Source organism: Mucilaginibacter sp. P4_D1, from assembly GCF_056401935.1.
In genome coordinates this window covers 1-26,978 of sequence record NZ_JBFUIJ010000011.1, presented here as the reverse complement: position 1 = coordinate 26,978, position 26,978 = coordinate 1, and the positions used below count along the sequence as shown (strand labels likewise).

At 44.4% G+C, this 26,978-nt stretch carries 17 protein-coding genes; 12 read left to right on the top strand and 5 right to left on the bottom strand.

The window, feature by feature from the left end:
* Positions 1-17: 17 nt before the first annotated feature.
* A complete protein-coding gene (locus tag AC1DV1_RS12275; RefSeq protein ID WP_477359395.1) occupies positions 18-959 on the bottom strand; it encodes a manganese catalase family protein in 942 nt (313 codons plus the stop codon).
* A gap of 399 nt (positions 960-1,358) precedes the next feature.
* Here AC1DV1_RS12275 and AC1DV1_RS12270 point away from each other — a divergent pair, with 399 nt between their 5' ends.
* Positions 1,359-1,952: a dihydrofolate reductase family protein gene (locus tag AC1DV1_RS12270; protein WP_477359392.1), complete on the top strand. Its 594-nt coding sequence runs from the start codon at positions 1,359-1,361 to the stop codon at positions 1,950-1,952.
* A gap of 187 nt (positions 1,953-2,139) precedes the next feature.
* On the top strand, positions 2,140-2,823 hold the full coding sequence (locus AC1DV1_RS12265) for a tetratricopeptide repeat protein (protein ID WP_477359389.1): 684 nt from the start codon (positions 2,140-2,142) through the stop codon (positions 2,821-2,823).
* A 33-nt stretch (positions 2,824-2,856) separates the two neighbouring features.
* On the opposite strand, the gene AC1DV1_RS12260 is transcribed toward AC1DV1_RS12265, so the two are convergent.
* Positions 2,857-3,213: a winged helix-turn-helix transcriptional regulator gene (locus AC1DV1_RS12260; protein ID WP_477359386.1), complete on the bottom strand. Its 357-nt coding sequence runs from the start codon at positions 3,211-3,213 to the stop codon at positions 2,857-2,859.
* 106 nt (positions 3,214-3,319) lie between these two features.
* On the opposite strand from AC1DV1_RS12260, the gene AC1DV1_RS12255 reads away from it, so the two are divergent.
* From AC1DV1_RS12255 to AC1DV1_RS12245, 3 genes are read left to right on the top strand one after another with little or no spacing between them, the layout of a single operon-like run.
* Positions 3,320-4,075: an SDR family NAD(P)-dependent oxidoreductase gene (locus tag AC1DV1_RS12255; protein WP_477359383.1), complete on the top strand. Its 756-nt coding sequence runs from the start codon at positions 3,320-3,322 to the stop codon at positions 4,073-4,075.
* 29 nt (positions 4,076-4,104) lie between these two features.
* The gene (locus tag AC1DV1_RS12250) at positions 4,105-4,875 is read left to right on the top strand and encodes an SDR family oxidoreductase (protein WP_477359380.1); all 771 of its coding nucleotides are present in this window, start codon (positions 4,105-4,107) and stop codon (positions 4,873-4,875) included.
* A 31-nt stretch (positions 4,876-4,906) separates the two neighbouring features.
* Positions 4,907-5,902 carry an SDR family NAD(P)-dependent oxidoreductase gene (locus tag AC1DV1_RS12245; RefSeq protein WP_477359377.1) on the top strand — a complete coding sequence of 332 codons (996 nt, stop codon included), beginning with the start codon at positions 4,907-4,909 and terminating at the stop codon, positions 5,900-5,902.
* 210 nt (positions 5,903-6,112) lie between these two features.
* Here AC1DV1_RS12245 and AC1DV1_RS12240 read toward each other — a convergent pair whose 3' ends face one another.
* Together AC1DV1_RS12240 and AC1DV1_RS12235 are read right to left on the bottom strand one after the other, a co-directional pair.
* Positions 6,113-7,201 (bottom strand): MBL fold metallo-hydrolase, encoded by a 1,089-nt coding sequence (locus AC1DV1_RS12240; RefSeq protein ID WP_477359374.1) that lies wholly within the window; start codon positions 7,199-7,201, stop codon positions 6,113-6,115.
* Between the two features lie 248 nt (positions 7,202-7,449).
* Positions 7,450-8,346, bottom strand: coding sequence for an Rpn family recombination-promoting nuclease/putative transposase (locus AC1DV1_RS12235; protein WP_477359371.1), 897 nt, complete (start codon positions 8,344-8,346; stop codon positions 7,450-7,452).
* Positions 8,347-8,582: 236 nt separating this feature from the next.
* Here AC1DV1_RS12235 and AC1DV1_RS12230 point away from each other — a divergent pair, with 236 nt between their 5' ends.
* From AC1DV1_RS12230 to AC1DV1_RS12200, 7 genes are all read left to right on the top strand, one after another.
* A complete protein-coding gene (locus AC1DV1_RS12230; protein ID WP_477359368.1) occupies positions 8,583-9,452 on the top strand; it encodes an OmpA/MotB family protein in 870 nt (289 codons plus the stop codon).
* Between the two features lie 162 nt (positions 9,453-9,614).
* Positions 9,615-11,933, top strand: coding sequence for a PSD1 and planctomycete cytochrome C domain-containing protein (locus AC1DV1_RS12225; RefSeq protein ID WP_477359365.1), 2,319 nt, complete (start codon positions 9,615-9,617; stop codon positions 11,931-11,933).
* Between the two features lies 1 nt (position 11,934).
* Positions 11,935-13,392, top strand: a complete 1,458-nt coding sequence (locus AC1DV1_RS12220; RefSeq protein ID WP_477359362.1) for a DUF1501 domain-containing protein — start codon at positions 11,935-11,937, stop codon at positions 13,390-13,392.
* 184 nt (positions 13,393-13,576) lie between these two features.
* On the top strand, positions 13,577-15,733 hold the full coding sequence (locus AC1DV1_RS12215) for a c-type cytochrome domain-containing protein (protein ID WP_477359359.1): 2,157 nt from the start codon (positions 13,577-13,579) through the stop codon (positions 15,731-15,733).
* A 168-nt stretch (positions 15,734-15,901) separates the two neighbouring features.
* Positions 15,902-19,261, top strand: coding sequence for a transglutaminase family protein (locus tag AC1DV1_RS12210; RefSeq protein ID WP_477359356.1), 3,360 nt, complete (start codon positions 15,902-15,904; stop codon positions 19,259-19,261).
* Between the two features lie 23 nt (positions 19,262-19,284).
* Positions 19,285-21,837, top strand: a complete 2,553-nt coding sequence (locus AC1DV1_RS12205; RefSeq protein ID WP_477359353.1) for a circularly permuted type 2 ATP-grasp protein — start codon at positions 19,285-19,287, stop codon at positions 21,835-21,837.
* A gap of 55 nt (positions 21,838-21,892) precedes the next feature.
* Entirely contained in the window at positions 21,893-22,768 is an 876-nt protein-coding gene (locus AC1DV1_RS12200; protein WP_477359350.1) for a transglutaminase family protein, read from the top strand.
* 127 nt (positions 22,769-22,895) lie between these two features.
* On the opposite strand, the gene AC1DV1_RS12195 is transcribed toward AC1DV1_RS12200, so the two are convergent.
* A partial coding sequence (locus AC1DV1_RS12195) for a hybrid sensor histidine kinase/response regulator transcription factor (protein ID WP_477359347.1) occupies positions 22,896-26,978 on the bottom strand: 4,083 nt, incomplete at its 5' end.

Below are 26,978 nucleotides of genomic sequence, written 5' to 3'. Positions count from 1 at the left end.
CTTTATAAATCATAGTACTAATCCTGTGGGTCGGCATAGGTACTCCATTGCGCTACGCCCGCCGGTTCGGCCTTTTTTTCCTCGCCGCTTTTCAGCGCGCTCATTTCTTTATTTAACTTTTCGGTTGCCTGTAATTCTTTTTTCATCGGATCGGGCAATTCGGTGTTTCCTTTTGTATCCCTTGCCTGGGCAATAGGGTCGGCTACGTAGGCAAAATCTTTTCCTAATCCGGGCATTTCGCCGTCATTCCATGGGCCGCGTACGGTACCTGCTGATAGGTTATAGGTGTTTTGTAAAAAACGCGGATCTGCCGCCAAAACGCCAGGAGGGAAATTGTCGGGAATGCTGTTTAAAGCCGCCTCGAACATTTTGTAATGGGTAACTTCCCTGGTCATTAAAAATGATAGCGTTTCGTGAATGTAAGGGTCGTCGGTAAATTTCATCAGGTGCTCATACACCAATTTAGCCCGCGATTCTGATGCTAAATTGGTCCGCAGGTCAACCGTCAGGTCGCCGTTGGAGTTTACGTAAGATGCGCACCAAGGTATGCCCTGGCTATTACGCGGTGTAACACCACCGCCCGTAATGATAACAAACTGCGGGTTAGCCGTAAGTGCCTGGTGTATAATGTTCTCTTTTGCCGCTTTGCCATCCATTACCTGCATAATCTCAGAGCTATCTGCAGCGTTTTTCAAATCGCCGTTTACGCCTTTTAATAACATCTGGATAGTAGCACCAACAATTTCCAGGTGACTAAACTCCTCGGTGGCGATATCCATCAGCATATCGTATTTATCCGGATGAGCAGCCTTAGCGCCAAATGCCTGCGTAAAATACTGCATGGCCGCGGCCAGTTCGCCGTTTTCCCCTCCAAATTGCTCCAATAACAGGTTGGCAAAGCGGGGGTCAGGGCGCGATACCCTGGCATTAAATTGTAGGTCTTTAACGTGATGAAACATAGTGTGTTAATTTAAAAGATGTGTGGGTTTTTATAAAATGTACTGGAATAACGCACTATGCGATAATATTGTTCTAATTAAATAAATTAAATTATAATTTATTAATGGTTAATTTATTTCGGCATGGACGAAACAATTTTAGTGTAAATTGATTGTACGGGGCTAAATATGGCAGCGGGCTTTAGATTGATATCCGCGTATTAGTTGTCGCCCGAATTATTGCGTGAGTGTTGCCGCATGTTTTTTAAAATAGCATCAGTCCGCTTGCCACGACGTAGCATTTTTTTTTAATTAAACTTGTAAAAAACTATGGATTTGGGTGCGAGCCATTGGATTAAGAGCACAATTATACAAGCGTAAAAGTGCGAGGTCAGCACTATAATCACCGGCAATATAAACATGAGAAAAATCATCGTTACAACATTTATGACATTAGACGGTGTGATGCAGGCCCCCGGCAGTCCTGAGGAAGATTCTTCAGGTGGTTTTAAATATGGTGGTTGGTCGGCACCTTATGGCGACGAAGTTTCTGGTAAGGCCATGCAAAAACAGATGAAGCCGGCAGATCTTTTGCTTGGCCGAAAAACATTCGAAATATTTGCCGGTTATTGGCCCCAACATGCTAGCTATTGGCCAGGTATTAATGAGGTAACAAAATATGTTTTGTCGGGCACCATGCAAAAGTCGGATTGGCAAAACACAGAGTTCCTTACCAGCGTGGGTGATATCGAAAAACTCAAAAATTCAGACGGTACCGACATTAAAGTATGGGGCAGCAGCGAGCTTGTTCGTTTGTTGCTTAAGCATGATTTGGTAGACGAACTTTGGCTCAAGATTTACCCCGTGCTGCTTGGCGAAGGAAAGAAGTTGTTTAGCAACGGCATAACGCCAGCTGCATTTATCTTAACAGAGAGTGTGGTTACGCCGGGCGGCGTTATTTTTGCCAATTACAAGCGCGCCGGAGAAATTAAAACAGGTACTATCGGAGCTTAAATGCATGGCTGAAGTATTTCAGATGGTGGTTAATCAAGCCGGATTTGAATCAATAATAGCTCAACCAGACCTTTTTGTCGTATTATAGGCGACCGATTGACGGTTCAGATGCGGGCGTGATCGAAGGCATGTAAATGTTTATTGGTCTATAGCTAATCTAATAGGATGGAAACTAAATAAATTAGAAATGAGGTCGGAGCTAACTACTTATGAGGATTGGATTCAGCTGTTGGCGCTTGCTAATACCGGTGATAACATCGCTCAATATGAAGTTGCCATACATTATGATGGCGGGCTAGTTGTAAATGGTATTAAGATTGTCGATGAAAGTCAACCAATAGCTTTTAAATGGTACTATAGTGCTTATGAAAATGGGAATGTTGATGCAAGTATCCGTATTGCGGATTTTTTAATTGAAGGGATTCATTGTAAACAAAACATTGAATTAGCTATTGAACTTTATCGAAAAGGAATTGATGATGGCAGCGGTATAGCGGCCAATAATTTGGCCGCATTTTATAGGGATAAGCAAAATTATAAAGAAGCGTTTGAACTTTATAAAATTGCACAGCATCTTTATAATTCAGATTCGCTGTCTTTGGCGCTGTGTTATTATTTTGGTATTGGAACAGTAAAAGACGCGAAGATGGCTTTTGAGATATTTAAGAATATTTCAAAAGACAAATCGAAGGCTGGAAATTATCAATATGATATTGATGAGGCAAACTATTTTTTAGGACGAATATATTTAGATGGAGAAATAGTTGAAAAATCTATTACTAATGCTCGCGCTTTTTTGCGGCTTGCAAATGCTGATGATGACCATCGTTCGGCACGGGAACTTTTAATGATCATTGGTAAAAATGATTAAATTCAATGAATGCCCATCCGCTGGTAACACGCCTTATTTTTCCCCAATAATTTCTTTCCGGTGCGCTATTCCCCAATCTGTCAGGTTGTTGATGATGGTTTGTAACGTTTTGCCATGTTTGGTGAGTTCATAGTGAACAGTTACAGGGTGGGTATTTAAAACTGTACGTTCAACCAGCTTGTTTATTTCCAGTTCTTTTAATTCCTTGCTCAGCATTTTATTGGAGATACCAACAACATCGTTTAAGATATCAGAAAATCTTCTTTTATTGTAATGGCAGATTGATGAAATGATATAAATCTTCCATTTCCCGCTCAGCACGTCCATCGCATCGTGGACAGCCATCATCTCCTTTTTTCGATCTGTTTGAAACTCTGGGTTGCACTCCATATGTTACTTTGTTACTTCGATGTTACTGTTACTTTTTGATACGAAGTTACTAATATATATCTAACTAACATAACTTTGCTGCTCAATATTCAATCAATAAAGAAAAATGAGTAAACTAAAAAACAAAGTGGCGATAGTTACCGGTGCATCAAAAGGGATAGGTGCATCAATCGCTAAATACCTTGCGGCCGAAGGGGCAAAGGTTGTTGTAAATTATGCTTCAAGCCGGGAAGATGCAGATAAAGTTGTAAAATCCATAACCGATAATGGCGGTACGGCAATTTCGGTGCAGGCCGATGTATCGAAAGAAGCTGATGTGATAAGGTTGTTTCACGAAACGAAAAACGCTTTCGGCTTGTTGGATATCCTGGTAAACAATGCTGGCATTTATCATTATGCACCTATCGAACAGGTATCTGCCGAATCTATCCAACAGCATTTCCATATTAATGTATTAGGATCTTTACTGGCCATTCGCGAAGCTGTAAAGCTGTTTGGCGATAAAGGTGGGAACATCATTAACATCAGTTTGGGCGCCAGCAATACGCCCTTGGCTACTGGCTCGGTGTATTCTGCAACCAAAGCGGCTTTAGATGCTGTTACCGTCGCCTTGTCCAAAGAATTTAGCGGTAAAAATATTCGCATCAATTCTATTTTGCCCGGCGTTGTCGAAACAGAAGGTTCGCATAGTGCTGGTTTTATCGGTAGCGATTTTGAAGCAAAATTGGTTGCCAACACACCTCTTGGTCGTACAGGTCAACCCGAAGACATTGCAAAAGTGGCCGTCTTTCTTGCTTCTGATGACTCAGCATGGATCACCGGAGAAAAGATTGCTGTTTCGGGCGGTATTTACGGTATTTAAATTTTTATCAAATTAAAATTGAACAAAAAATGAACAAGTTAAAAAATAAAGTAGCCGTAGTAACCGGCGGTAATAGCGGCATTGGCTTTGGCATTGCCGAAGCATTCAGGAATGAAGGTGCAGTGGGCACCATCACAGGAAGAAACCAGGAAACACTCGACCAGTGCGTTAAGGAACTTGGAACGGGTTTTATGGGCATCAAAGGCGATGTAACAAAGATGGAAGACCTGGAACAGGTTTTTAAAGAAACCTTTGATAGGTTCGGCAAAATTGATACGGTGGTTGTTAATGCGGGAGGCGTAGTTGATGGTATGCCATTGACCACTATAAACGAGGCAACGGAAGAAAATTATGACCGTTACATGGATTTGAATTTAAAAAGCGCCTATTTCACTGTACAAAAAGCGCTTCCTTATTTAAATAATGGCGCTTCCATCATCCTGATCGGATCAAGTGCTGCACACCGCGCAGCACCGGGAATGACTATCTACGGTGCGGCAAAGGCGGCCATGATATCTTTGGCCAAGGGATTGTCGCTCGATTTGTTAGAGCGTAAAATCAGGGTGAATACGCTCTCGCCCGGCTCAATTGATACGCCGGTATTTGGCAAAATAGTACCTGAGGCACAATTGGAGCAGGTGAAACAAATCTGGATAGATATTACACCTGTGGGCCGACAAGGATTACCGGCAGACATTGGAAATGCAGCTGTTTTTCTCGCCTCTGACGACTCTTCTTTTATCGTTGGTACTGAAATTCTTTCAGACGGAGGCCTTACCAACATTAGCCTGATGAAATAACAAATTCACCGTTCATCAAGAAAACATCAACATGAAAAAGAATAATTATAACGGCGCGTTACAGCAAACAATAGGTTCTGGGTTTAACGCCGCTTCAACTACAACTGATGTAATCAGAGGAATTAACCTTACAGGGAAAATCGCCATTGTTACAGGCGGTAGTACAGGCATTGGTTTAGAAACGGTTAAAACGCTATCAAAAGCAGGGGCAACGGTTATTGTACCCGCAAGGAATGTAGAAAAAGCTAAGGAAAACTTGAAGGGAGTTACAAATGTTGAGATAGAAGAATTGGATTTAATCAATCCTGGATCTGTCGACGCCTTTGCCGAAAAGTTTATGGCTTCGGGTCGCCTGTTACACTTGCTCATTAATAACGCCGGGATTATGTTTGTGCCATTACGCCGTGATGCCAAAGGAAACGAATCACAGCTCGCTACCAATTATTTGTCTGTGTTTCGGCTTACTGCCGGGTTGTGGGGGGCGTTAAAAATGGCCGATGGCGCAAGGGTGGTCAATGTATCATCCCTGGGCCACCATTTTGCGCCTTTCAATTTCGACGATCCGAATTTTGAACAGCGTGATTATGAAACCTTGCAGGCTTACGGACAATCAAAAACCGCTGTCAACCTGTTTTCAGTTGAATTGGACAATCGTGCAAAACCATTCGGCGTAAATGTATATTCGATACATCCCGGTAGTATTTGGGGAACAGAATTAACCCGGGAAGCCCCCATAGAAATTCTACAACAATTTGGTTTTTTGGATGATAAAGGAAACCCTGTGCAGGAAGTTATTGAATCGTTAAAAACTATTCCACAAGGGGCGGCAACAACCATATGGGCTGCCACAAGCCCGCTGATAAACCAAATAGGTGGCGTTTATCTTGAAGATGTTGACGTTGCTGAGTTGGCCATCAATCCTTCAATATCAAATGGTGTAAAACCGTATTCTCTGGATGAGGCCGGTGCCAAAAGGTTATGGAAATTGACTGAAGAGCTAACAGGCGTTACATTTAACGTTGACTAATTTTATTCCGTATCACGCAGGCATGTGGCATTTCAAATACACATTCCCCGGTTTAAACTCTCTAGCGGCAAAGTTCAGGTGTTTGCAAAAGGGTGTGTATCCGGGTGCCATACGCTTGTGTGATTCATTTTCATCAAGTCAGTTTACCAAAAACGTTGACAATATTACAGGCGGGCCATAGGCTGCACGTTAGGCAATCGGCCCAATAATTTATTTAAAATCCCACCATATTTTGGTCCTGAGCGGATCACCCAACGTATAAGGCTCACCGATACGCGGAACGTTTACCTCAACTCCCAGCTTTTCAGCAGCTGGCAGCAACTTTTCAATAGGTTCGTTCCAGGGATGGTTAGCTTCCACAAACTTACCCCAGTGGATGGGCTGTATCAAACAAGCCTGCAGGTCAACGGCCGCCTGGGCGGTTTGCCCCAGCAGCAGATGTGTCCATGGCCAATTCGGGCTGTATTGCCCGCATTCCATCAGCGCCAGGTCGAAGGGGCCATACTGCTGGCCTATTTTTTTGAAGTGTGGCCCATAGCCGCTATCGCCGCTGTAAAACAACCGGTAATGGCCCGCCTGTATCACGTATGATGCCCAAAGCGTTTTATTTTCTTGTGTATATGAGCGGTTGCTGCGGTGCTGCGCCGGGGTAGCGGTAACCTGGAGGCCACCAGGCAGCGTGACAGATTGGCCCCAATTCAGTTCGGTGATCTTTTTGGGATCAAATCCCCAGTAAACCAAATCCGAGCCAACGCCCATGGGCACTACAGCCATTTTGATTTTATCTTTTAATTTTTTCAGGGTGCGGTAATCCAAATGATCATAGTGGTCATGGGAAATGATCAGCACATCAATTGGCGGCATATCCTCAGCATGGTAATTCATCGTGCCGGCAAATGCGGTAATTAATCCAGGTACTGGCCCTGCATGGTTGCTAAAAATAGGATCAATAAGTACATTACCCTGCCCGGTTTTGATGAGCAGAGAGGAATGCCCAAACCATACGATGGTTGGCGCTGGCGCGGCCAGTGTATTCAAATTAGTTTTAACCCAGGGCAATGCGTGAGAAGGGCGAATGGTTTTAGGGCGGCTGTGCAGGAAAAGAAATTTACGCTTGATAGTGGAGTCGGAACGCTCGGCTACGTTTTCAAAACTCCCGTTTTTGTAATTAGACAAAGTATCCAAACGGGCAAGCTCTTCTCCCTGCGGACTTTTACCCATTGACCTTACCAAACCACAGCCTGCTGTTGCCATGAGCAACAATACCGCTATCCAGCCCCTTAAACAACTACTTTTCATACCGTGAGATAAATTTCTCCATCTTTCTTCATCTTCCTCAATTAATTARCAATGTTGGTTGGGTGCCCCTTTTTCAACAGAAGCGATAATCGTTTTTTTGCCCGAAAAAATTAAGCACGATTGTTGGTAAGGATATGACTTTGCATAAGCAGAAATTTGCCGATTACTAAAGTAATCTAATTTGAATGGGCGCAGCTAATAGCCTCCAAATCTGACAAAAGTATTGATCCCTGTTAAGATGGGAGTATTTAAAGTTTTTCTATTTCTTCAGCAGAAAGTTTAGTAAATTTTGAAATTTGGGCCAATGGCAAACCGTCCATTTTCATTTCACGGGCAATATCCAAGGCTTCTTCACGTTTGCCTTTTTCTATACCTTTTACCATGCCTTTTTCCATACCTTCCTGTCGGGCATAATCAATCACATTTTTATTATCCCATTTGTATTTTAAGCTGCTATCGTACATCGTTTTCTCCTCCTTTGTCAGGTTTGTATATTCTGCAATACTGAACAATTTCTCAAATATGGGTTTCCGAAGATAAACCGGAATTTTTTCCATCCGGCTCATGTTTTTTAATACATGGAGCCATTTATCTAAATCGGTTTCCAGTTCGGTTTCCGTTTTAACAAATTTACTCAATTCTACATAGGTATAACCCAGTTTATCGTAAAAAATTTCACCGGTATCCCTGTTGCATAAGCAAATATCATGCAGATAGCTATTTGCCGGGCTATCTTCCAATGTAAAATCTTCTAACAAGGCTATTAAATATACTTCGGTAATCTTATAACCCCAGGCACTCCGTCTGCCTTTTGGCGCCTGGTCGCTTATAAGGCGGGAAGTATAAAATAAGGCCCTTTCCTTAAAATACCCCTGTTTTGCCCGCTGAACCTCAATTATAAAATGTTCACCGCTATCTCCCGTGCAAAGCAGATCAAATATGGCCGATCCTTCATCTTTTAAATCGCCTGGGTATTCGTTTTTATTGTAAATTAAGTCTACAATATGCTTCCGTCCTCTGAATACTTCATTTAAAAAAGCGGTCAGCAGGTCTTTATTAGGCTCACTGCCGAATATTTTTTTGWAAGCGAAATCCACTAAAGGGTCGATGTATTTCCCGGTAACGGGTGGGGTATAATTTGGCATAACCAAATATAAAAGATTATTCCTTATCCGCCCACACAGTAGTCAGATGACAGAGTAGTGATCCTTCGGTTTTTTTGAAAGTGGAAAAGTTGAGTGAATTTTAAAGTTAAACAAAAACCTTTTTTAAAATTGCTGCCCTCATAAATTTTGCATTGTAAACTTTTTACTCAAAATTTTGTTGTAGATGCTATGCTGACTATAAATAAACTATAGCAGGCTATTAAACAATAACAGATATGAAAATTTACCATTTAATACCGTTGGTACTTATTGTAGCAACCGTGACCCAAAGTTGCGTTAGCAGCAAAAAATACAAGGAACTGGAGGGCAATTACACGCAATTGCAAAATAGCACACAAGACTTAAGTGTAAAATATCAAAGAAGCGAGCAGGCACTGGCCGTATCAAACGGGCGAATCACCAGCCTTGAAGAACAGCTGGCTTCCGAGAGGTCGAATAACAWTTCGCTCAAGGACGCTTTGAATAAATGTTTGGCTGGCAATAACCAGGGTGGTGCAAACATTTCAAAGCTGGTTGATGAAATAAATGCTTCCAACAAATACATCCAATACCTGGTGGCTACCAAAAACAAAAGCGACTCACTTAATATGGTGTTAACTAATAACCTTACCCGTTCTTTGAGTAAGGAAGAAGCCCAGGGGGTAGATGTACAGGTGCTTAAAGGTGTTGTGTATATCTCCTTGTCTGATAATATGTTATATAAATCTGGGAGCTATGAAATTTCTGATAAAGCAGGATCGTCGTTGGCCAAGATTGCTAAAATCATTACGGATTATTCAACCTACGATGTGTTGATTGAAGGTAACACCGATAATGTACCAATTAAACAAACAAACATCCGTAACAACTGGGATTTAAGTGCTTTAAGGGCCTCGTCTGTAGTACAGGCTTTGCAAACCACCTATAATGTAGATCCTAAGCGTTTAACTGCCGGTGGAAGGGGCGAGTATAACCCCATTGCCGATAATGGTACCCAGGCTGGCAAAAACCAAAACAGGCGTACACAAATTATTATCACGCCAAAACTCGATCAATTTATGGATTTGATAGGTAAAGCGCCGGATACTACCCCGGTTAAACAATAAGAATCAAGACACAAGAAAAAACGGGCCTGGCATTATTGTCAGGCCCGTTTTTTTTTGTGTTAATTACTGTAGTTGAAATGTTACCAACGGCCCGGAAATCAAATTGCAGATTACGATTGAAATTAATAACTTTAATTTCTTAATTAACCAATTAGTAGACTGATGTTCCGGAAGTTGTATTTAGTGTGGCTTGTAATAGCCGCCTGTGTTTTGTATACCCTGGATGCCTGCAACCGGGCTGGTAAAACAGATGCGGAGCAAATGCCCGATACCATCAGCTATAACTTTAACATCCGCCCTATATTATCTGACAAATGTTTTAAATGCCACGGGCCCGACGCTGCACACCGCCAGGCTGATTTAAGGCTTGATATTCCCGAAAGCGCCTTTAAAGCGCTGAAAGATAACCCAACAGCCCATGCGCTTGTTGCCGGCGATCCCGTGATGTCTGAAGTTTACAGGCGCATTTCAACCAAAGATACTTCCGAGCAAATGCCCCCGCCCTCGTCCAACCTCAAAAAATTAACACCTTTTGAAATCGACCTGATTAAGCAGTGGATTAAACAAGGCGCCCGCTATGAAAAACATTGGGCTTTTGTACCACCGCGTTCTTATGCGGTTCCGCAGGTGCAAAATACCGCCTGGCCAAAAAATCCGATAGATAATTTTGTGCTTCAAAAAATGGAGCAAAAGGGTTTTGATCCTAACCCCGAAGCCGATAAAGAACGTTTGCTAAAACGCGTATCACTTGACTTGACAGGCTTGCCGCCAACATTGCAAATGATGGATAACTTTTTGGCCGATAACAGCGCCAACGCTTACCAAAAGGTAGTCGACCAGTTAATAGCAACCCCGCAGTACGGCGAAAAAATGACCCTGCATTGGCTGGATGTAGCCCGTTACGCAGATTCGCACGGTTACCAGGACGATAATTACCGCAGCCAGTGGCCCTGGCGAGATTGGGTAATTCATGCCTTTAATGAAAACCTGCCCTACGATAAATTCATTACCTGGCAAATAGCCGGCGACCAGCTGCCTAATGCCACCACCGAGCAATTGCTGGCAACAGGTTTTAACCGCAACCACAAAATTACCGAAGAAGGTGGCGTAATTGATGAAGAGTATCGGGTAAGCTACGTAACAGATCGTACCAACACCTTCGGCAAAGCGCTGCTTGGGGTTACGTTGGAGTGCGCCCATTGCCACGATCATAAATATGATCCGTTTTCGCAAAAAGATTATTACCAAATGTTTGCCTTTTTTAATAATGTAAAAGAAGTAGGCATCGAGTCGGTTGTAGGCGGTCCCGAAACTTATGCCAAGCGGCCATTGATGCAAATAAGTAACGATGAAGCTAAAAAGGTGATGAAGTTTATCAATAAGCAGGATACGGATAAACTTATTGTATCTATCATGACCGATAGCGATAAAGTACGGCCAACCTATATCCTCAAACGCGGCAATTACGACGCTCATGGTGATGTTGTTGAGCCGGGTACGCCCAAGGCTATATTACCATTTACCGCGAACTATCCTAAAAATCGCCTCGGTTTGGCCGAATGGCTGTTTAATAAAAACAACCCGCTTGCGGCAAGGGTATTTGTAAACCAGGTTTGGCAGGAGTTTTTTGGCAAAGGCATTGTAAAAAGCTCGGGCGATTTTGGCATGCAAGGCGATTTGCCTTCGCATCCCGAATTATTGGATTGGCTTGCTGTTGATTTCAGGGATCATGGCTGGGATATCAAACGGCTGGTAAAACAAATTGTTATGTCGGCTACCTACAGGCAATCAGCCGTAATCAGCCCCGAAAAGTTAAAGGACGATCCTGAAAATACCTGGCTGGCGCGCGGCCCCCGTAGCCGCTTGCCTGCCGAGTTTGTGCGCGATTTGGTTTTGGCCAGCAGTGGTTTACTTAACCATACCATTGGCGGCCCAAGTGTTAACCCGTACCAGCCGCCCGGCTTGTGGGAAAACGCGACATCCGGCCGCGGGCAGCTGGCCAGCTATAAACAGGTTCATGGCCCCAATCTTTATCGCAGGGGTATGTATACACTTATCAAACGTACTGTGCCGCCAGCCTCGCTGGGTATTTTTGATGCCAGCAACCGCGATCAGTGCGAAGTAAAACGACTGCGCACCAATACGCCCTTACAGGCTTTGGTGATGCTTAATGACCCTGCCGTACTGGAGGCATCCCGTGTTTTGGCCGCAAAGTTATTGCAGGATAACAGCCGTATGCAGGATAAAATAACCAAAGCGTTCCGGCTGATTATGTGCCGCCATCCGCAGGAAAAAGAACTGGCTATACTTACAGCGTATTATAACGATGAGCTGAAAGGGATGAACAAAGCTGATGCCCAAAAGCTGTTAAGCGTTGGCGAATACCCGATACCTGCTAACCTTGATAAAGTAACATTGGCAGCTATGATGAAAGTGGTTGATGCTATGTACAATGTAGAAGAAGCGATAACAAAAACCTGATATGGAGAAAGAATTTTTAGAGAGCAGGCTCAATATAAACCGGCGCAAGTTCCTCTCCAGGTTAAGCCTGGGGATAGGGAGTGTTGCGTTAGGATCATTACTTATTCCCGATCTTTTTAGTGGCAGCGGTGCGGATGCCGAAGCGGATTTTGTACCGGGTATCCCCAACTTTGCGCCTAAAGCCAAAAGGGTGATCTATCTTTTCCAGGACGGCGCACCTTCGCAACTGGAATCATTTGATTATAAGCCCAAATTGCGCGAGATGATGGGGCAGGAGCTGCCAGCATCGGTACGCGGTAACCAGATACTCACCGGGATGACTGCTAAGCAGTCATCGTTCCCGCTGGTAGGTTCATTTTACGATTTTAAACAATACGGTGAATCGGGGGCATGGGTGAGCGACCTGTTCCCGCATATAGGCAAAATTGCCGATGATATCTGTATCATTCGCTCGATGAACACCGATGCCATCAACCACGATCCTGCGCTTACTTTTTTCCAGACCGGTGCACAGCAGGGTAACCGCCCCAGTATGGGCTCGTGGGTAAGCTATGGCCTTGGCAGCGAGAATAAAAACCTGCCGGCCTTTACGGTATTATTATCCAAGGGAAAAGGCAACGGGCAAGGGGTATACTCCAAATTGTGGAGTAATGGATTTTTAGATTCTATTCACCAGGGGGTACAATTCAGTAGCGGCGAAAATCCGATATTGTACCTGAACGATCCCGAAGGATTAAACCGGCACGAACGCCGCAAAATGCTGGATAACCTGGCTGCTTTAAATGATATCAACTATAAACAATTCGGCGATCCGGAGATAAACACCAAGATACAGCAGTACGAAATGGCCTACCGCATGCAAACGGCCGTGCCCGAAATTATGGATGTATCCAAAGAATCGGACGACATCGTTAAAATGTACGGCCCCGAATGTTTGATTCCCGGTACTTACGCGGCCAATTGTTTGCTGGCCAGGAAGCTATCAGAAAACGGCGTTCGCTTTGTGCAGCTTTATCACCAGGGGTGGGATCAGCATAGCAACCTGCCACAGGAAATGGCCGGGCAGGCTAAGGACGTAGACCAGGCTTCGGCCGCTTTGGTTACCGATTTAAAACAACGTGGCCTGCTGGATGAAACCCTGGTAATATGGGGCGGCGAATTTGGCCGTACCAATTACAGCCAGGGCAAGTTGGAGAAAGCAAACTATGGGCGCGATCATCACCCGCGCTGCTTTAGTGTGTGGATGGCCGGCGGTGGTATTAAACCGGGCATGGTTTACGGCGAATCGGACGATTTTGGGTATAACATTGTTAAAGATCCTGTTCATGTGCATGATTTTCATGCTACCATGCTTAATCAGTTAGGTATCGATCATAAAAAGCTTACGTTTAAAAGCTTAGGCCGGAGGTACAGGCTGACGGATGTGGCCGGAAATGTGGTAAAGGGGATTATCACTTAACACGATTTTAGGATTTTACAGGATTAACAGGATTTTGATTTTTACGGCTGGTATCTTTTTAGTGATATGCTTAAAACGTTTTAGCTTATCCGGTTTTGATAGATTTGACTGCTGACATCTTTTATCGATGTATTTAAAACGTTTTAGCTTATTTGGTTTTGATAAATAAAATATTGTTGCTGGTATGAAGAGCAGCCATAAAGGTTTTGCAGACGGTGCGTTGTTTGCGCTTAATATTTTCATTTTAGTTTTACTGGTAGCCGGCGATAGCCTGGTTGTGCCGCAATGGTTACAGCCGGTTGGGCGGTTGCACCCCTTAATTTTGCATTTCCCTATCGTAATATTGATGCTGGCTATGGTGCTGGAGTTTTTCCGGTTCAGGGCCGGGTTTGTTAACGAAAGGTTTTACCAAAACTTTACCAATTATTTACTGGTACTGGGCGCGCTTTTATCGTCGTTAACGGTAATTATGGGCCTGCTGTTGTCGCGCGAGCCGGGTTACGAGGGAGGCAATTTGTTATGGCATAAGTGGTTTGGTGTCAGTGTGGCGTTTGTAGGCTACGGCGTTTATCTTATTCGTAACACAACAAAATACACCGCTACGCTGGCCAAAACAGGGGCTTTGGTTACGGTTTTCTGTTTAATAGTGGCCGGGCATTTTGGCGCAAACCTTACCCACGGCGACGATTTTGTTTTAGGACCGGTAATGGATAAGGATAAAAATAAAGTACCCCTTGATAAGGCCTTTGTTTACCAGGACGTTATCAGGCCGATTTTTGAAATCAAATGCCAAAGCTGCCATAATGCCGATAAAATGAAAGGCGGACTAATGCTCACCAGCCAGTCTGCACTATTAAAAGGCGGCAAAAATGGTAAACTTTTTATTCCCGGCGATCCGGCTATGAGCCTGCTGCTGCAACGGGTACACATGCCCGAAACTGAAAAGAAGCACATGCCGCCTACCGGTAAGCCGCAGCTAACCGACGAAGAAAAAGTACTGCTTTACCTTTGGGTAAAAAACAAGCCCGACTTTAAGAAAAAAGTTATTGACCTGCCCGCAACCGATTCGCTCCGGATGATTGCAGCAACATTATTAAAGCCCGCCGAAAGCGCGGAGGAGACATACGATTTTTCGGCAGCCGACGATAAGGAGATTAAAAAACTAAACAATAATTACCGGGTAATTTATTCACTGGCTAACGAATCGCCCGCTTTGGCCGTTAATATTTACAACAAAAGCACCTACAACATCAAGGCGCTTGACGAGCTTAGTCCCATTAAAAAACAGGTGGTATCGCTCGACCTGAATAAAATGCCGGTGAAGGACGCTGATTTGAAAACAATAGCCCAATTTGAAAACCTGCGCAGGCTTAACCTCAATTTTAGCGATGTTACCGGCGCGGGGCTAAAAGAACTGACTTCGCTTAAGTTGCTTAAAAGCCTCTCGCTGGCAGGCGTAAAATTAAACGCCGCCGATGTAAAGCAACTGGCAGCCATCAAGAGCCTTACCGAACTGGCCATCTGGGATACAGGCCTTAAAACCGCCGATCTTGCGCCACTACAAAAAGCAAATAAGCACGTTACCCTATTAACCGGTTTTAAAGATGATGGCAAGCCTTTAAAACTTACCAGTCCGCAGTTAAAAAACACTGCGGTAATATTTAAGCAAAGTTACCTGTTACAGCTCGGCAACCCGATAAAAGGAACCGATATCCGGTATACTACCGATGGTAGCGCGCCGGATAGTATTCATGCTATATCCTATAAACCAGGCGTTTCATTTACGCAAAGCACGGTAATTCGCGCCAGGGCATTTAAAGCCGGTTGGATAGGCAGCGATACGGTTCAGTTTAATATTTATAAATCAACCTATACCCCTGATAGCATCAGTTTTTCAACCTATCCCGATAGTAAATACAAAGGCGAGGGCGCCAAAACAATGATAGATAAGGAACTGGGCAGCGGTAATTTTGGCGATGGCAAATGGCTGGCCTCACAAAAAGACCTGGAATTGCTGATGTGGTTTAATAAGCCAGTCGATTTACATACCGTTAACATTAACGTGATGCGCAATACTGGCCCTCAGATATTTTTGCCCGCGAAGGTAGAGGTGTGGGGCGGCACCGATCAATCTCATCTCAAACTGTTAGGGAGTGTTACACCTGCCGCGCCGCTTAAAAAAGATACTTACAGCATCATGAACCTGGATTGTAAATTGAAAAGCGGCCAGCCCATATCCTGTATAAAACTGGTTGCCAGGCCGCTTAAAAGTGTCCCTGCCTGGCACCCGGCAAAAGGCAAACCAGCCTGGGTTTTTATGGACGAGGTGTTTTTGAATTAGGACGCCCGATAAGTACACAACTTACAGCCGCGGCTTAACTGCAGCCAACAGCGTTATTGATACCAGTGGGACTGAATTTTATAAATATTAAAAAATCTATAAATAATTGCCGGTTTTGTTGAATATTTTACTGTAAATAGGCTATGTTTATAACATAAAACATAGCCGATGTCAATAAAAGTAGCAATTCGTCATTTTACAAGTTACAAGTACGATAAACATATCACGCTTTCGCCACAAGTTATCCGTTTACGGCCTGCTGCGCACTCGCGTACCATGATTAAAGGCTACTCGCTAAAAATATTACCCGAAAAGCATTTTATAAACTGGCAGCAGGACCCCTTTGGTAATTACCTTGCCCGGATTGTTTTCCCCGAGAAGGTAAATGAATTTGTGATTGATGTAGAGGTGATTGCCGATATGGTGGTGATAAACCCTTTTGATTTTTTTGTGGAGGAGTATGCTAATCACTATCCTTTTGAGTATGAGGATTCATTAAAAAAGAACCTGGTGCCATACCTGGAGATAACCGAGCGTGGCCCGCTGTTAATGGATTTAACAGAGAAAGCCGCCGAGTTACTGAAGAAAAATGCAGTTACCCAGGATTTTTTGGTTACCCTAAACAGGCTGCTTTATCTTGAAATATCCTACAATATCCGCATGGAGCCGGGCGTACAATCCTGCGAGGAAACGCTGGAGCTTAAATCGGGTTCATGCCGTGATACCGCGTGGTTGTTTGTACAATTGTTAAGGCATTTTGGTTTGGCTGCGCGTTTTGCATCGGGTTACCTGGTGCAGTTAAAGCCCGACATTAAATCATTAGATGGCCCATCAGGCCCCGAGCAGGATTTTACCGACCTGCATGCCTGGACAGAAGTTTACCTGCCTGGCGCTGGCTGGATAGGGCTTGACCCGACATCTGGATTATTTGCCGGCGAGGGACATATCCCATTGGCCTGTACGCCTGATCCGCAGAGCGCAGCCCCAATTAGTGGTGGTATCATCAGCGATACAAACGACCCCATCGAAACAGAGTTTCATTTTGAAAATACCATCACCCGTATTGAAGAAAAGCCACGGGTAACCAAACCATTTTCTGACGAGCAATGGGAAGATATTATGGCCCTTGGCGATAAGATTGATGAGGAATTTGCCGCCAACAACGTACGCCTTACCATGGGCGGCGAGCCAACTTTTGTATCGGTAGATAATAATGAAGCACCTGAGTGGAACTCGGCTGCCGATGGCGAGCATAAGCGCCGCTTATCCAATATCTTGTTCCACAAGCTTAAAAATGAGTATGGTGAAGGCGCGTTAATGCAGTACGGGCAAGGCAAATGGTACCCAGGAGAGCCGCTGCCCCGCTGGAAACTTGCCTGCTATTGGCGTAAGGATAATGTGCCTTTATGGAACAACGATACCTTAATGGCCGACCTGTCGAAAGATTACGGCCTTGGCCCTAAGGATGCCAAAGGCTTCATGAAGCTGCTTACCAAAGAATTGCACATCGACCCTAAAAATATTAATCCAACTTACGAAGACCCTTTTTACTTTTTGTGGGAAGAGAGTAAAACGCCCATCAATGTCGATCCGCTGAAAGTTGACCTGAAATCTCCGCTGGAGCGGCAAAAACTGGCCGAGTTGCTGAATACTGGCCTGAATGAGCCTGTTGGCTATGTGGTGCCTATTAAATGGGACCTGGAGCAAAGCAACTGGCAAAGTTGTAAATGGTCGTTCAGGCGGCAAAACCTGTTCCTGGTACCGGGTAATTCGCCGGTTGGCTTGCGCCTGCCATTGGATTCGGTGCAGTATTTTGACCCGGCAGAGCAGGAAGAGCTACCGGAAAGAAGCCTTTTTGCCGATGTGGATGCCTTGCCCGATGGCGATCATTTGATTCCAGTAACCGGCACCAAATTCAATAACAGCAAAACCATTTTTAAAACGGCGATGGTGGTTGAAGTGCGGCAGGGCAAACTGTTTATATTTTTCCCGCCTACCAGTTATTTTGAGCATTATTTATACCTGGTGAATGCCGTTGAGCGTACAGCAGAGAAGCTAAAGATGCCGGTATTAATTGAAGGCTACGATCCGCCGACAGACAATCGGGTAACCAAAATGATGATAACGCCCGATCCCGGCGTTATCGAGGTGAACATTCACCCCGCGGCAAGTTGGCGCGAACTGGCAAAAAATTATGATGTTCTGTATAAAAAGGCAGCAGAATCTCGCCTGGCCACAGAAAAATTCAACATTGACGGCAGGCATACCGGGACAGGTGGAGGTAACCACGTAACCCTGGGCGGCGAAACGCCTTCTGATAGCCCGCTATTGCGCAGGCCCGATATTCTGCGCAGTTTTATAACCTTTTGGCAGCATCACCCTTGCTTGTCATACCTGTTCTCTACCCAGTTTATAGGTCCCACCAGCCAGGCGCCACGGGTTGACGAGGGAAGGATGGAAACGCTTTATGAACTGGAAATAGCGTTTCAGCAAGTTCCCGACCGGTCCGAAAATGAAGTTCCTTTTTGGCTGGTTGATAGGATTTTCCGTCACTTTTTAACAGATATCACGGGCAATACACACCGCTCGGAGTTTTGTATCGATAAGCTTTACTCGCCCGATTCATCAAGCGGCCGTTTAGGCATCCTGGAGTTCAGGGGATTTGATATGCCACCGCATTACCGCATGAGTATGGTGCAGTTCCTGCTGATCCGCACGTTACTGGCCTGGTTCTGGAAAACCCCATACAACCATAAACTGGTACGTTGGGGAACCGAACTGCACGACCGTTTCCTGCTGCCGCACTATTGCTATAAAGATATGACCGAGGTGGTAAATAGCCTGCGCGATGCAGGTTATGGGTTTGATATCTCGTGGTTTGAGCCTTTCTTTAGCTTCCGTTTCCCTTTCCTGGGCGAGTTGCAGGTAGATGACATCAATATCGAAATTAAGATGGCTATTGAGCCATGGCATGTATTGGGAGAAGAAATGTCAAGCACCGGCACATCGCGTTTTGTGGATTCTTCGCTGGAACGTATCCAGGTTAAAATATCGGGCCTTACCGATTCGCGCTACACCTTTTTATGTAACGGCTTAAAAATACCGCTAAAAAGCACAGGTGTACAAGGCGAGTATATTGCAGGGGTTCGCTATAGGGCCTGGCAACCGCCATCGGCACTGCATCCAACCATCGGTACAGATACGCCGCTGGTGTTTGATTTGTTTGACACCTGGACGCAAAAATCAGTGGCTGCATGCCAGTACCATGTGTCGCATCCGGGAGGCCGCAGCTACGATACCTTCCCGGTAAACAGCTATGAAGCCGAATCGCGCATAATTTCCCGCTTTTTTGATTTTGGCCATTCGGTTAACCTGGTTGAGCCGGCTGTTGCCCGGCAAACAGCAGGAGGGAGGTTTGTTACCAAAATGAATATATTACCACAATATACCATCACCAATGAAGTTGTTAGCCCGGAATACCCGTATACCATGGATTTGAGGCGATATAAAAATGCCAAGAATTTATAGCAGAAAAATCAGACATTTGGAAAATGATTGAAACTTACCTGGAGCGGAACGGTAAAACTGCCAAACCTTTTTTTGATGAGCTTGCCGCGCCCGAAGGCGTAGTGCGTGAGCATTGGAAAAAGCTTGCCCATGCTTATGACGAGCTGGGCCTTGAAAAAATGGAGCAGCGGAGCCGGGAAATTAGCCAGGAGTTGCGCGATAATGGGGTTACTTATAACGTGTACAGCGATCCCGACGGCATTAACCGCCCCTGGAAGCTTGACCCTGTGCCAATGGTATTTAGCCAGCAGGAATGGGAGAACATTGAAAAAGGCTTAGTACAACGTGCTGAATTGCTTAACCTGATCATAGCTGATATTTATGGCGAACGCAGGCTGATTAAAGAGGGGTTTATCCCCTTTGAGCTGGTATTTAGCCATAAAGGTTTTTTAAGGCAGGCCGATAAAATTAAAATACCCGGCAAATTTCAGCTTATTCAATACTCTGCCGATCTGGTACGTGGCCCCCTGGGCAAAATGTGGGTACTGCATGACCGTGCCGACGCCCCATCGGGTGCCGGCTATACGCTGGAAAACAGGGCCGCCATGACCAGGGTTTTCCCGGATTTGATCCGGGAAAACCAGGTGCGTAAAATTTCGTCTTATTATCAAACATTAAAAAATACGCTTACAAGGCTCGCTTTACAAAATAAAGAGAACCCGAGGGTGGTGCTTTTATCGCCGGGTACGGCCAACGAAACTTATTTTGAGCACGCCTACCTGGCATCGTCATTAGGTTTTACCCTTGTTTTTGGGCAGGATTTAACCGTGAGCGATGGCTATGTATGGCTAAAAACCTTAAAAGGGTTAGAGAAAGTAGACGTTATTGTACGCCGTGTTGACGATATATTTTGCGATCCGCTGGAGTTTTTAGGCGATTCGCACTTAGGTGTTGTTGGGTTGATGGAAGCCGTGCGGCAAAAAAAGGTGACCATTATTAACCCATTAGGCGGCCGCATATTGGAGAACCCTGGCCTGATGGCTTTTCTGCCGCGCCTGTGCAAACACCTGTTAAACGAAGAACTGATATTACCATCGGTAGCCACCTGGTGGTGCGGGCACGAGAAAGAAAAAAAATATGTGCTGGATAACCTGCCCTTCCTTATTATCCGGTCTATTTACCGGAGTAACGAAAACCGCCCATACATCGGCAGCGAACTGAGCAAAAAGCAGACAGATGATTTGAGAACCGAAATAAACACCCGGCCTTATTTATATGTGGCGCAGGAGGTAGTAAGTTTCAGCACCACGCCATCATTAATTGGCAACAACCTGGAAGCCTGCAACGCCGTTTTCAGGAGTTACATTGTAGCCGATATGGATAAAGAGGTTTACCATGTAATGCCGGGCGGTTTATCAAGGAGTTTTCCTACAAAAGGCGAGTTTATTATTTCTAACCAATCGGGTGGTATCAGTAAGGATACCTGGGTGCTGGGCCCATCGCCCCAGAGCCAGGCAAAGCCCGCCGTTAATCAGCCGGTATTGCGGCAGGTAAAAAATATTTTGCCAAGCCGCACCGGCGAGAGCTTGTTTTGGTTGGGCCGGTACCTTGACAGGGCAGTTATAAACGTGCGGTTAATGCGTATTGTGCTTAAAATTTACAACGAGCGCGATGATGAAATTCACCCCGAAACCAACCAGACGCTGGTAATACTGCTTAAAACATTAAGCGCGGTAACGGGTACTTTACCCGGTTTTGCCTCAGCCGATCAGACCAGGTTACGGCAGCCCGAAAAGGAGTTATTGTCGCTGGTTGTTGAAACAGGCAGGGCGGGTACTTTGGCGCAATCCTTGCAATCATTTTTAACAAACGGATTTGCCGTACGCGATCGTTTAAGCCTCGATACATGGAGGATTCTGGATAGTATATCCGAAGAATTTGAGTTGATGAAGGAAAACGGCGATGATTTACGCAAGATTTACCATAACCTCGATCAGTTTATCATTAAGCTGATGGCTTTTATCGGCCTTAATAACGATAACATGACCAGGGCATCCAGCTGGCGGTTGCTTAACATAGGCCGTTTTTTAGAGTCATCGTTAAATACATGCATCATTTTACAGGCGGCGTTGGCTAACAACGTAACACCAGAGGTGGAGAAGCAATTGATGGAACTGGTGCTGATGTGCAACGAGAGTTTGGTTACCTATCGATACCTATACCGGTCGACGCTGCAATTGCCGGGTGTGCTCAATTTACTGCTGGTTAACGAGGATAATCCAAAATCGGTAGCGTTTTTAATTGCTAAAATTGATGAGCACCTGGCGCACTTGCCAGATAACCATAAAGAAGGCGGCCTTAGCCCTGCTCACAAAAAACTGCTGGAGGCCTTAACCATGATCAGGCTTTGCGATGTAAACAAGATGGTACCATCGGCCAATGCCAATGGCTTTGGCAAAAAAGAGCTTAACGGCTTTTTACACCACCTGATTACCTTATTGAGCCAGGCATCAACCATTATATTTGAAAGCTATTTTAGCCCAACACAAAGCCAGTACAGTTTTGTAAAAAATAATAACGCGCTACCCGAATTATGAGAACCGCTAATACAAAGGCATTTTTTAACAGGTGTTTTCACAATAGCCAAAGCTTATGAAATACCAGGTAACCCATATCACCAAATATGAATACCAGCTGCCGGCATCGTTATGCCATAACCTGGTGTACCAGGTGCCGGTTAACCACAGTTTTCAGGAGGTGGAGAAGGTGAACTACCAAATTCACCCCGTACCACATTTGGTTGTGACCAGGGAAGACTTTTTTAGTAATAAATTCATCTATTTTTCGATAGAAGAGTTTCATCAACGGTTAACCGTCGAGATAAAAAGCGAGGTTAAAATTTCCGAGCCGGTATGGATAAGCGCTGCGCCCCAAAATACGACACCCTGGGAAAACGTGGTGATCTGGCTGAAAAGTACCGATGCTGAAAGTGACATCAGACAATTTTACCTTGAATCGGACCATGTGGTGTTTATACAGGGCATCAGGGAGTATGCATTAAAATCATTCACGCCCGGCAGGCCAATTATGGAAGCCATGCTTGATCTCAACTCGCGCATATTTAATGATTTTGATTTCACCCCCGGCTTTACAGATGTTACTACCAAGCTGGAAGAAGTTTTTTTACATAAAAAAGGTGTTTGCCAGGATTTTGCGCATTTCTCGCTGGCCTGTTTACGGTCGATAGGCTTATCGGCCAGGTACGTAAGCGGATATATCGAAACGCTGCCGCCACCAGGAAAATCAAAACTGTTTGGCTCCGATGCCTCGCACGCCTGGATAGCATTATACATTCCCGACATCGGGTGGACGGAGTTTGACGCCACCAATAACCTGCTGGTTAACGACCGGCATATCCGTACTGCCATCGGTCGCGATTTTGCCGACGTAGTACCATTAAAAGGTGTGGTTTACAGCGGCGCCGGCCAACGTATGTATGTAAATGTGGATGTACGGAGGGTAGAATAGTACAAATACCCTATGAAGTGTTTTTGGTTTTTAATAACATTGATTTGTGAATGCTGGATGTGATGAGCCGTCGAGCGTATGAACGCCGCGATTTACCTGGAGCTTTTTGACATGCCAGATGAGGTACTTAGCTCTTTTTTAAAGCCTGCATAAACTGCAAGGGCGATTTGCCGTATTCCTTTTTAAAGGCCCGCGAAAAATTTGAATTGCTTTGCAGGCCAATCCTGTCGGCTACTTCATTCATAGCAACGTCCTCATGCGTCATAATCTGGATAGCCTTTTTTAGCCGGATGGTCCGGATAAATTCACCAACTGATTGGTCAGATATTCCCTTTATTTTTTGATAGAGCTTAGTGCGGCTTATATACAAATGCCTGCATAAAAAATCGACATCAAGATTCAAATCCTGGATGTTGTCCTCGATCAACTTTAATAATTTATTAAAAAATTCCTTGTCTTTTTCGGAGTGTACAAGCTCGGTGGCTTTTACCAGGTAATCCTTGGTATAGCGTTGTTTGAGCTTTTCGCCCTGTTCAAAAATATTGTGTACGGTAAGCAGCAAAAGATCGATGCTTAAAGGTTTGGCAAAATAAAAGTCGGCGCCCGATTCCATTCCCTCAATTTTGGTATCTAAGGCATCCTTGGCCGATAGGATGATAAAAGGGATGTGGCTGGTTTCAAAGGTTTCTTTGATGGCCTTACAAAGCTCAATACCGCTCATTCCCGGCATCATAACATCGCTGATAATCATGTCCGGTACTTTTTTGGCCGCTAATTCCATCCCGGAGTGGCCATCTTCGGCCTCGTAAATTTGGTAGTGTTTTTCAAAAGCCTGTTTTAAAAAGGTACGCAGTTCCTGGTTATCTTCTACCAGTAAAATGTGTTTGCGGTTTTTAGTTTGAACTCCAATGCCTTCGTTTTCATATTCTGGCAATGGCAATTGAATGGCATTATCAATAACTTCCAGCTGTGTCTCTACCAATCCGGAAGCTGTTTTTTCTGACGGTAGGTAATTTTCTTCGCCCCAGGGAATGCCTATAATTATTTCGGTGCCTTTATACCGCTCGCTGTAAACATAAATGTTACCCTTGTGCAGCTGTGTAAGGCTTTTAACCAGTGCCAGGCCCACCCCCGAGCCAAGGTGATTTTTGCTGATACGGTAATAACGGTCAAAAATACGGGTGATAGAGTCGCTGGAAATGCCTATGCCGGTATCGGCTACGCGAAAAAAAATGTATTTTTTTGCCTGGTGTTCCCTGGCCAACAATTCGAAGCCGGTGTTAAAGGATGGCGTAAACCGTTCGATATCAAAAAAGATCTCGAAGGAAACGCGCCCGCCGGCGTTGGTGTATTTGAACGAGTTATTCAAAAGGTTAAACAATATCTTTTCCAGTACCTGCACATCAAAGTATCCGGTTTGTGCAAGTGCGTCCTGGCTATCGGTATGGTAGTTAAGTTCGAAATTTATCCCCTTATTAACGGCCAGGTTTTGAAATTCCCAGGCCAGGTCCCTGCAAAATTGGTTGACTGCCAACGGCTGCACCTGTAGCTTTACAATACTATCAGCAACTTTTTTAAAGTTCATCAGCTCGCTTATCAGGTTCATGAGGCGTTTGGCATTCCTGAACATGAGCTGGTAGGAATAATCAAGCGCCTTGTTCTTATTCTGACTTATCAAGCTTTCCAGCGGACCTAAAATTAAAGTTAGTGGTGTACGAAACTCGTGCGATACATTTGTGAAGAACATTAGCTGCTGCTGGTAAAGTTCCTCACGTTGCAGGTGTATTTCCTCACGTTGAGCCTCGTTTACTTTGCGGATTTCAACCTCACGCTTAAGGCGGTACCAACGAGCCTGGTAAATATAAATTCCCAGCAGCGCCGATATGATAAGCAGGATATAAATGGTTTTAGCCATGCCCGATTTCCACCAGGGCGGGGTGATGGTGATGTTTGTGCCGGCCTCACTTTTGCTCCATACCCCGTCATTATTTGTGGCTTCCACCACAAATCTAAAATTGCTGTAATCGAGGTTGCTGTAGGCCGCGCTTGGGTTTTTACCATCGGTGTATTGCCAGTCTTTATCAAAGCCAACCAGTTTATAGCGATATTTGCATTTTAACGGGTTTGCAAAATGCATAGATGAAAAAAAGATAACAAAATTGTTTTGGAGGTAGCTAAGCGTTAGTTTTTTGCCGTAACCGATAGCCTGGTTTATATTGTTTTGCGATGAATCATCTAACCCATAACCCGGCTTTTGATTGTTGATCAAAATATCAGTTAAAACGGGCATAGCTGCAATGCTGTTGGCCCTGATCTGGTCCGGGTAAAAATAATTGAGTCCGTTAATGCCGCCGAAATATAAACGGCCATCGGGGCCTTTGTATGATGAGCCTACCTTGAAACTATTACCCTGCAGGCCGTCGTTTTTATCATACCGTATCAATTTGCCCGTTGATGGATTAAGGCACTCCAGCCCATTGCCCCCCATCCATATATTACCGGCATTATCAATTTCAAGGCTCTCTACATCGTTAAAAATACCGTAACTGCCTGAGTATTGCTTTATGGTATATGAGTTGTTAGCGGCGCACAAAACAAGCCTGTTAACCCCGCCGCCAATGGTGCCTATCCAATAAGTACTGTCATTTTGTTTGCTGATAGGGTAGGTATAATCTGAGCTTAAAGAATTTGGCTGTCCAGATGCCCTGTAAATGAACGTTTGTTTAATATTGCCCTGCGCGTCAATTAGTACCCGCTTTAACCCATGCGTGCTGGATACAAGGAGCTGCGGCGTGCTTTTATCCGCAAAAATAAAAAAGCCCTCGTCGTAGTATTTTACCTGGTAAATATTTTTAGCATCCTTCCATATAACTCCGTGTTTGTCCTGATGATTGCCAAACCAAATATTGCCGTAATAATCTTTAACAAAGGTATCTATTACGTGGGAGGGGAAGTTTTGATATCCGTTGGGTTTCCACAATTCGGTACCGTTGGGTCTTAATATTTCGATACCTGCCGAGCTGCCTATCCATAAATTATGGTCGCTATCAATTGTTAAAGCCGTAATAACATCGCTTTTTAATCTTAAGCGAGAATTATTGGTATTGTAATAAGTGAATTTTTGAGTTTTTAAATTGTACAGGTTAAGCCCGTTGGCGGTGGTACCTATCCAAAGGTTATCGCCATCGGCCATTACAGACCGGATGTGATTGCCCGCAAGTGAATTGGCGACTTCGGGGTTATGCTGAATGGTATAAAATGGCTTTTCATTTAAATCGCAATAATTTAACCCTCCGCCAAATGTACAAACCCACAAGCAATCGGTACGGTCAACAAATACCTTGCTTAATGAACCCGAATTTAAGCCGTGGGGTGAGTTTTTATCACTCACCGTTTGTACCAGGTTTAAGTTGTGGTCAACCCTGAGCAGGCTGGGGCCAATATTTAGCCAATAGTCGCCTTTTTCGCCTTCGGTAATATTTCTTATAAAGCTGGGGCAAGCCAATTGTTTTCCTACAGCCCAAACCTGCCCTGTAGCACCCTGTCTTGTTTCTACAAGTAATATTTTGTTTTCTGCAGATAGCACCGGACTATCGTTATTGTTAAAATACACCCGCGATATGTTTTCATTTGTAAGGCCTGCAATAGGTACCTTTTTTAAACGGTTGTTTTTATCAAGCGCCCACATACCCTTATTACTTGTTAAGTAAAGCTGGCCTTTATGGTCTTGCACCATATCGGAAAACTGTACACCGGGAGGGGTAACTAAATTTTGCTCCTCAATATTAGTCCCGTTAATCCGGAATACTTTGAGCTGGTTGCCGGTAAAAATATAAATGAGGTTACCCCTGGGTTTAAATATTTTTTGAAAACTGGTGTTGCTGTTTTTTTTTGTCTCGGTATAATCAGTATACTTTTCCAGGCTTGGGTTAAAACATTGCAGGCCGCCTTCTGTGGCCAGCCAAATATTTCCATCGTCATCAGGATAAATAGTTACCAGCCTGTTTTTAAAGGCGTTGTTTAGTGGTGTGTTGGTATTATAAAATTTTTTAACCGAATAACCGTCAAACCTATCCAGGCCGAAAAAAGTGGCTACCCAAATATACCCCTGTTTATCCTGTGCAACATCGTTGGCGTCGGTATGTGATAATCCCTCGTCAACGGTTAAATAATGAAACTTATAGGGGTACTGCTGAGCCAGCGTTACATC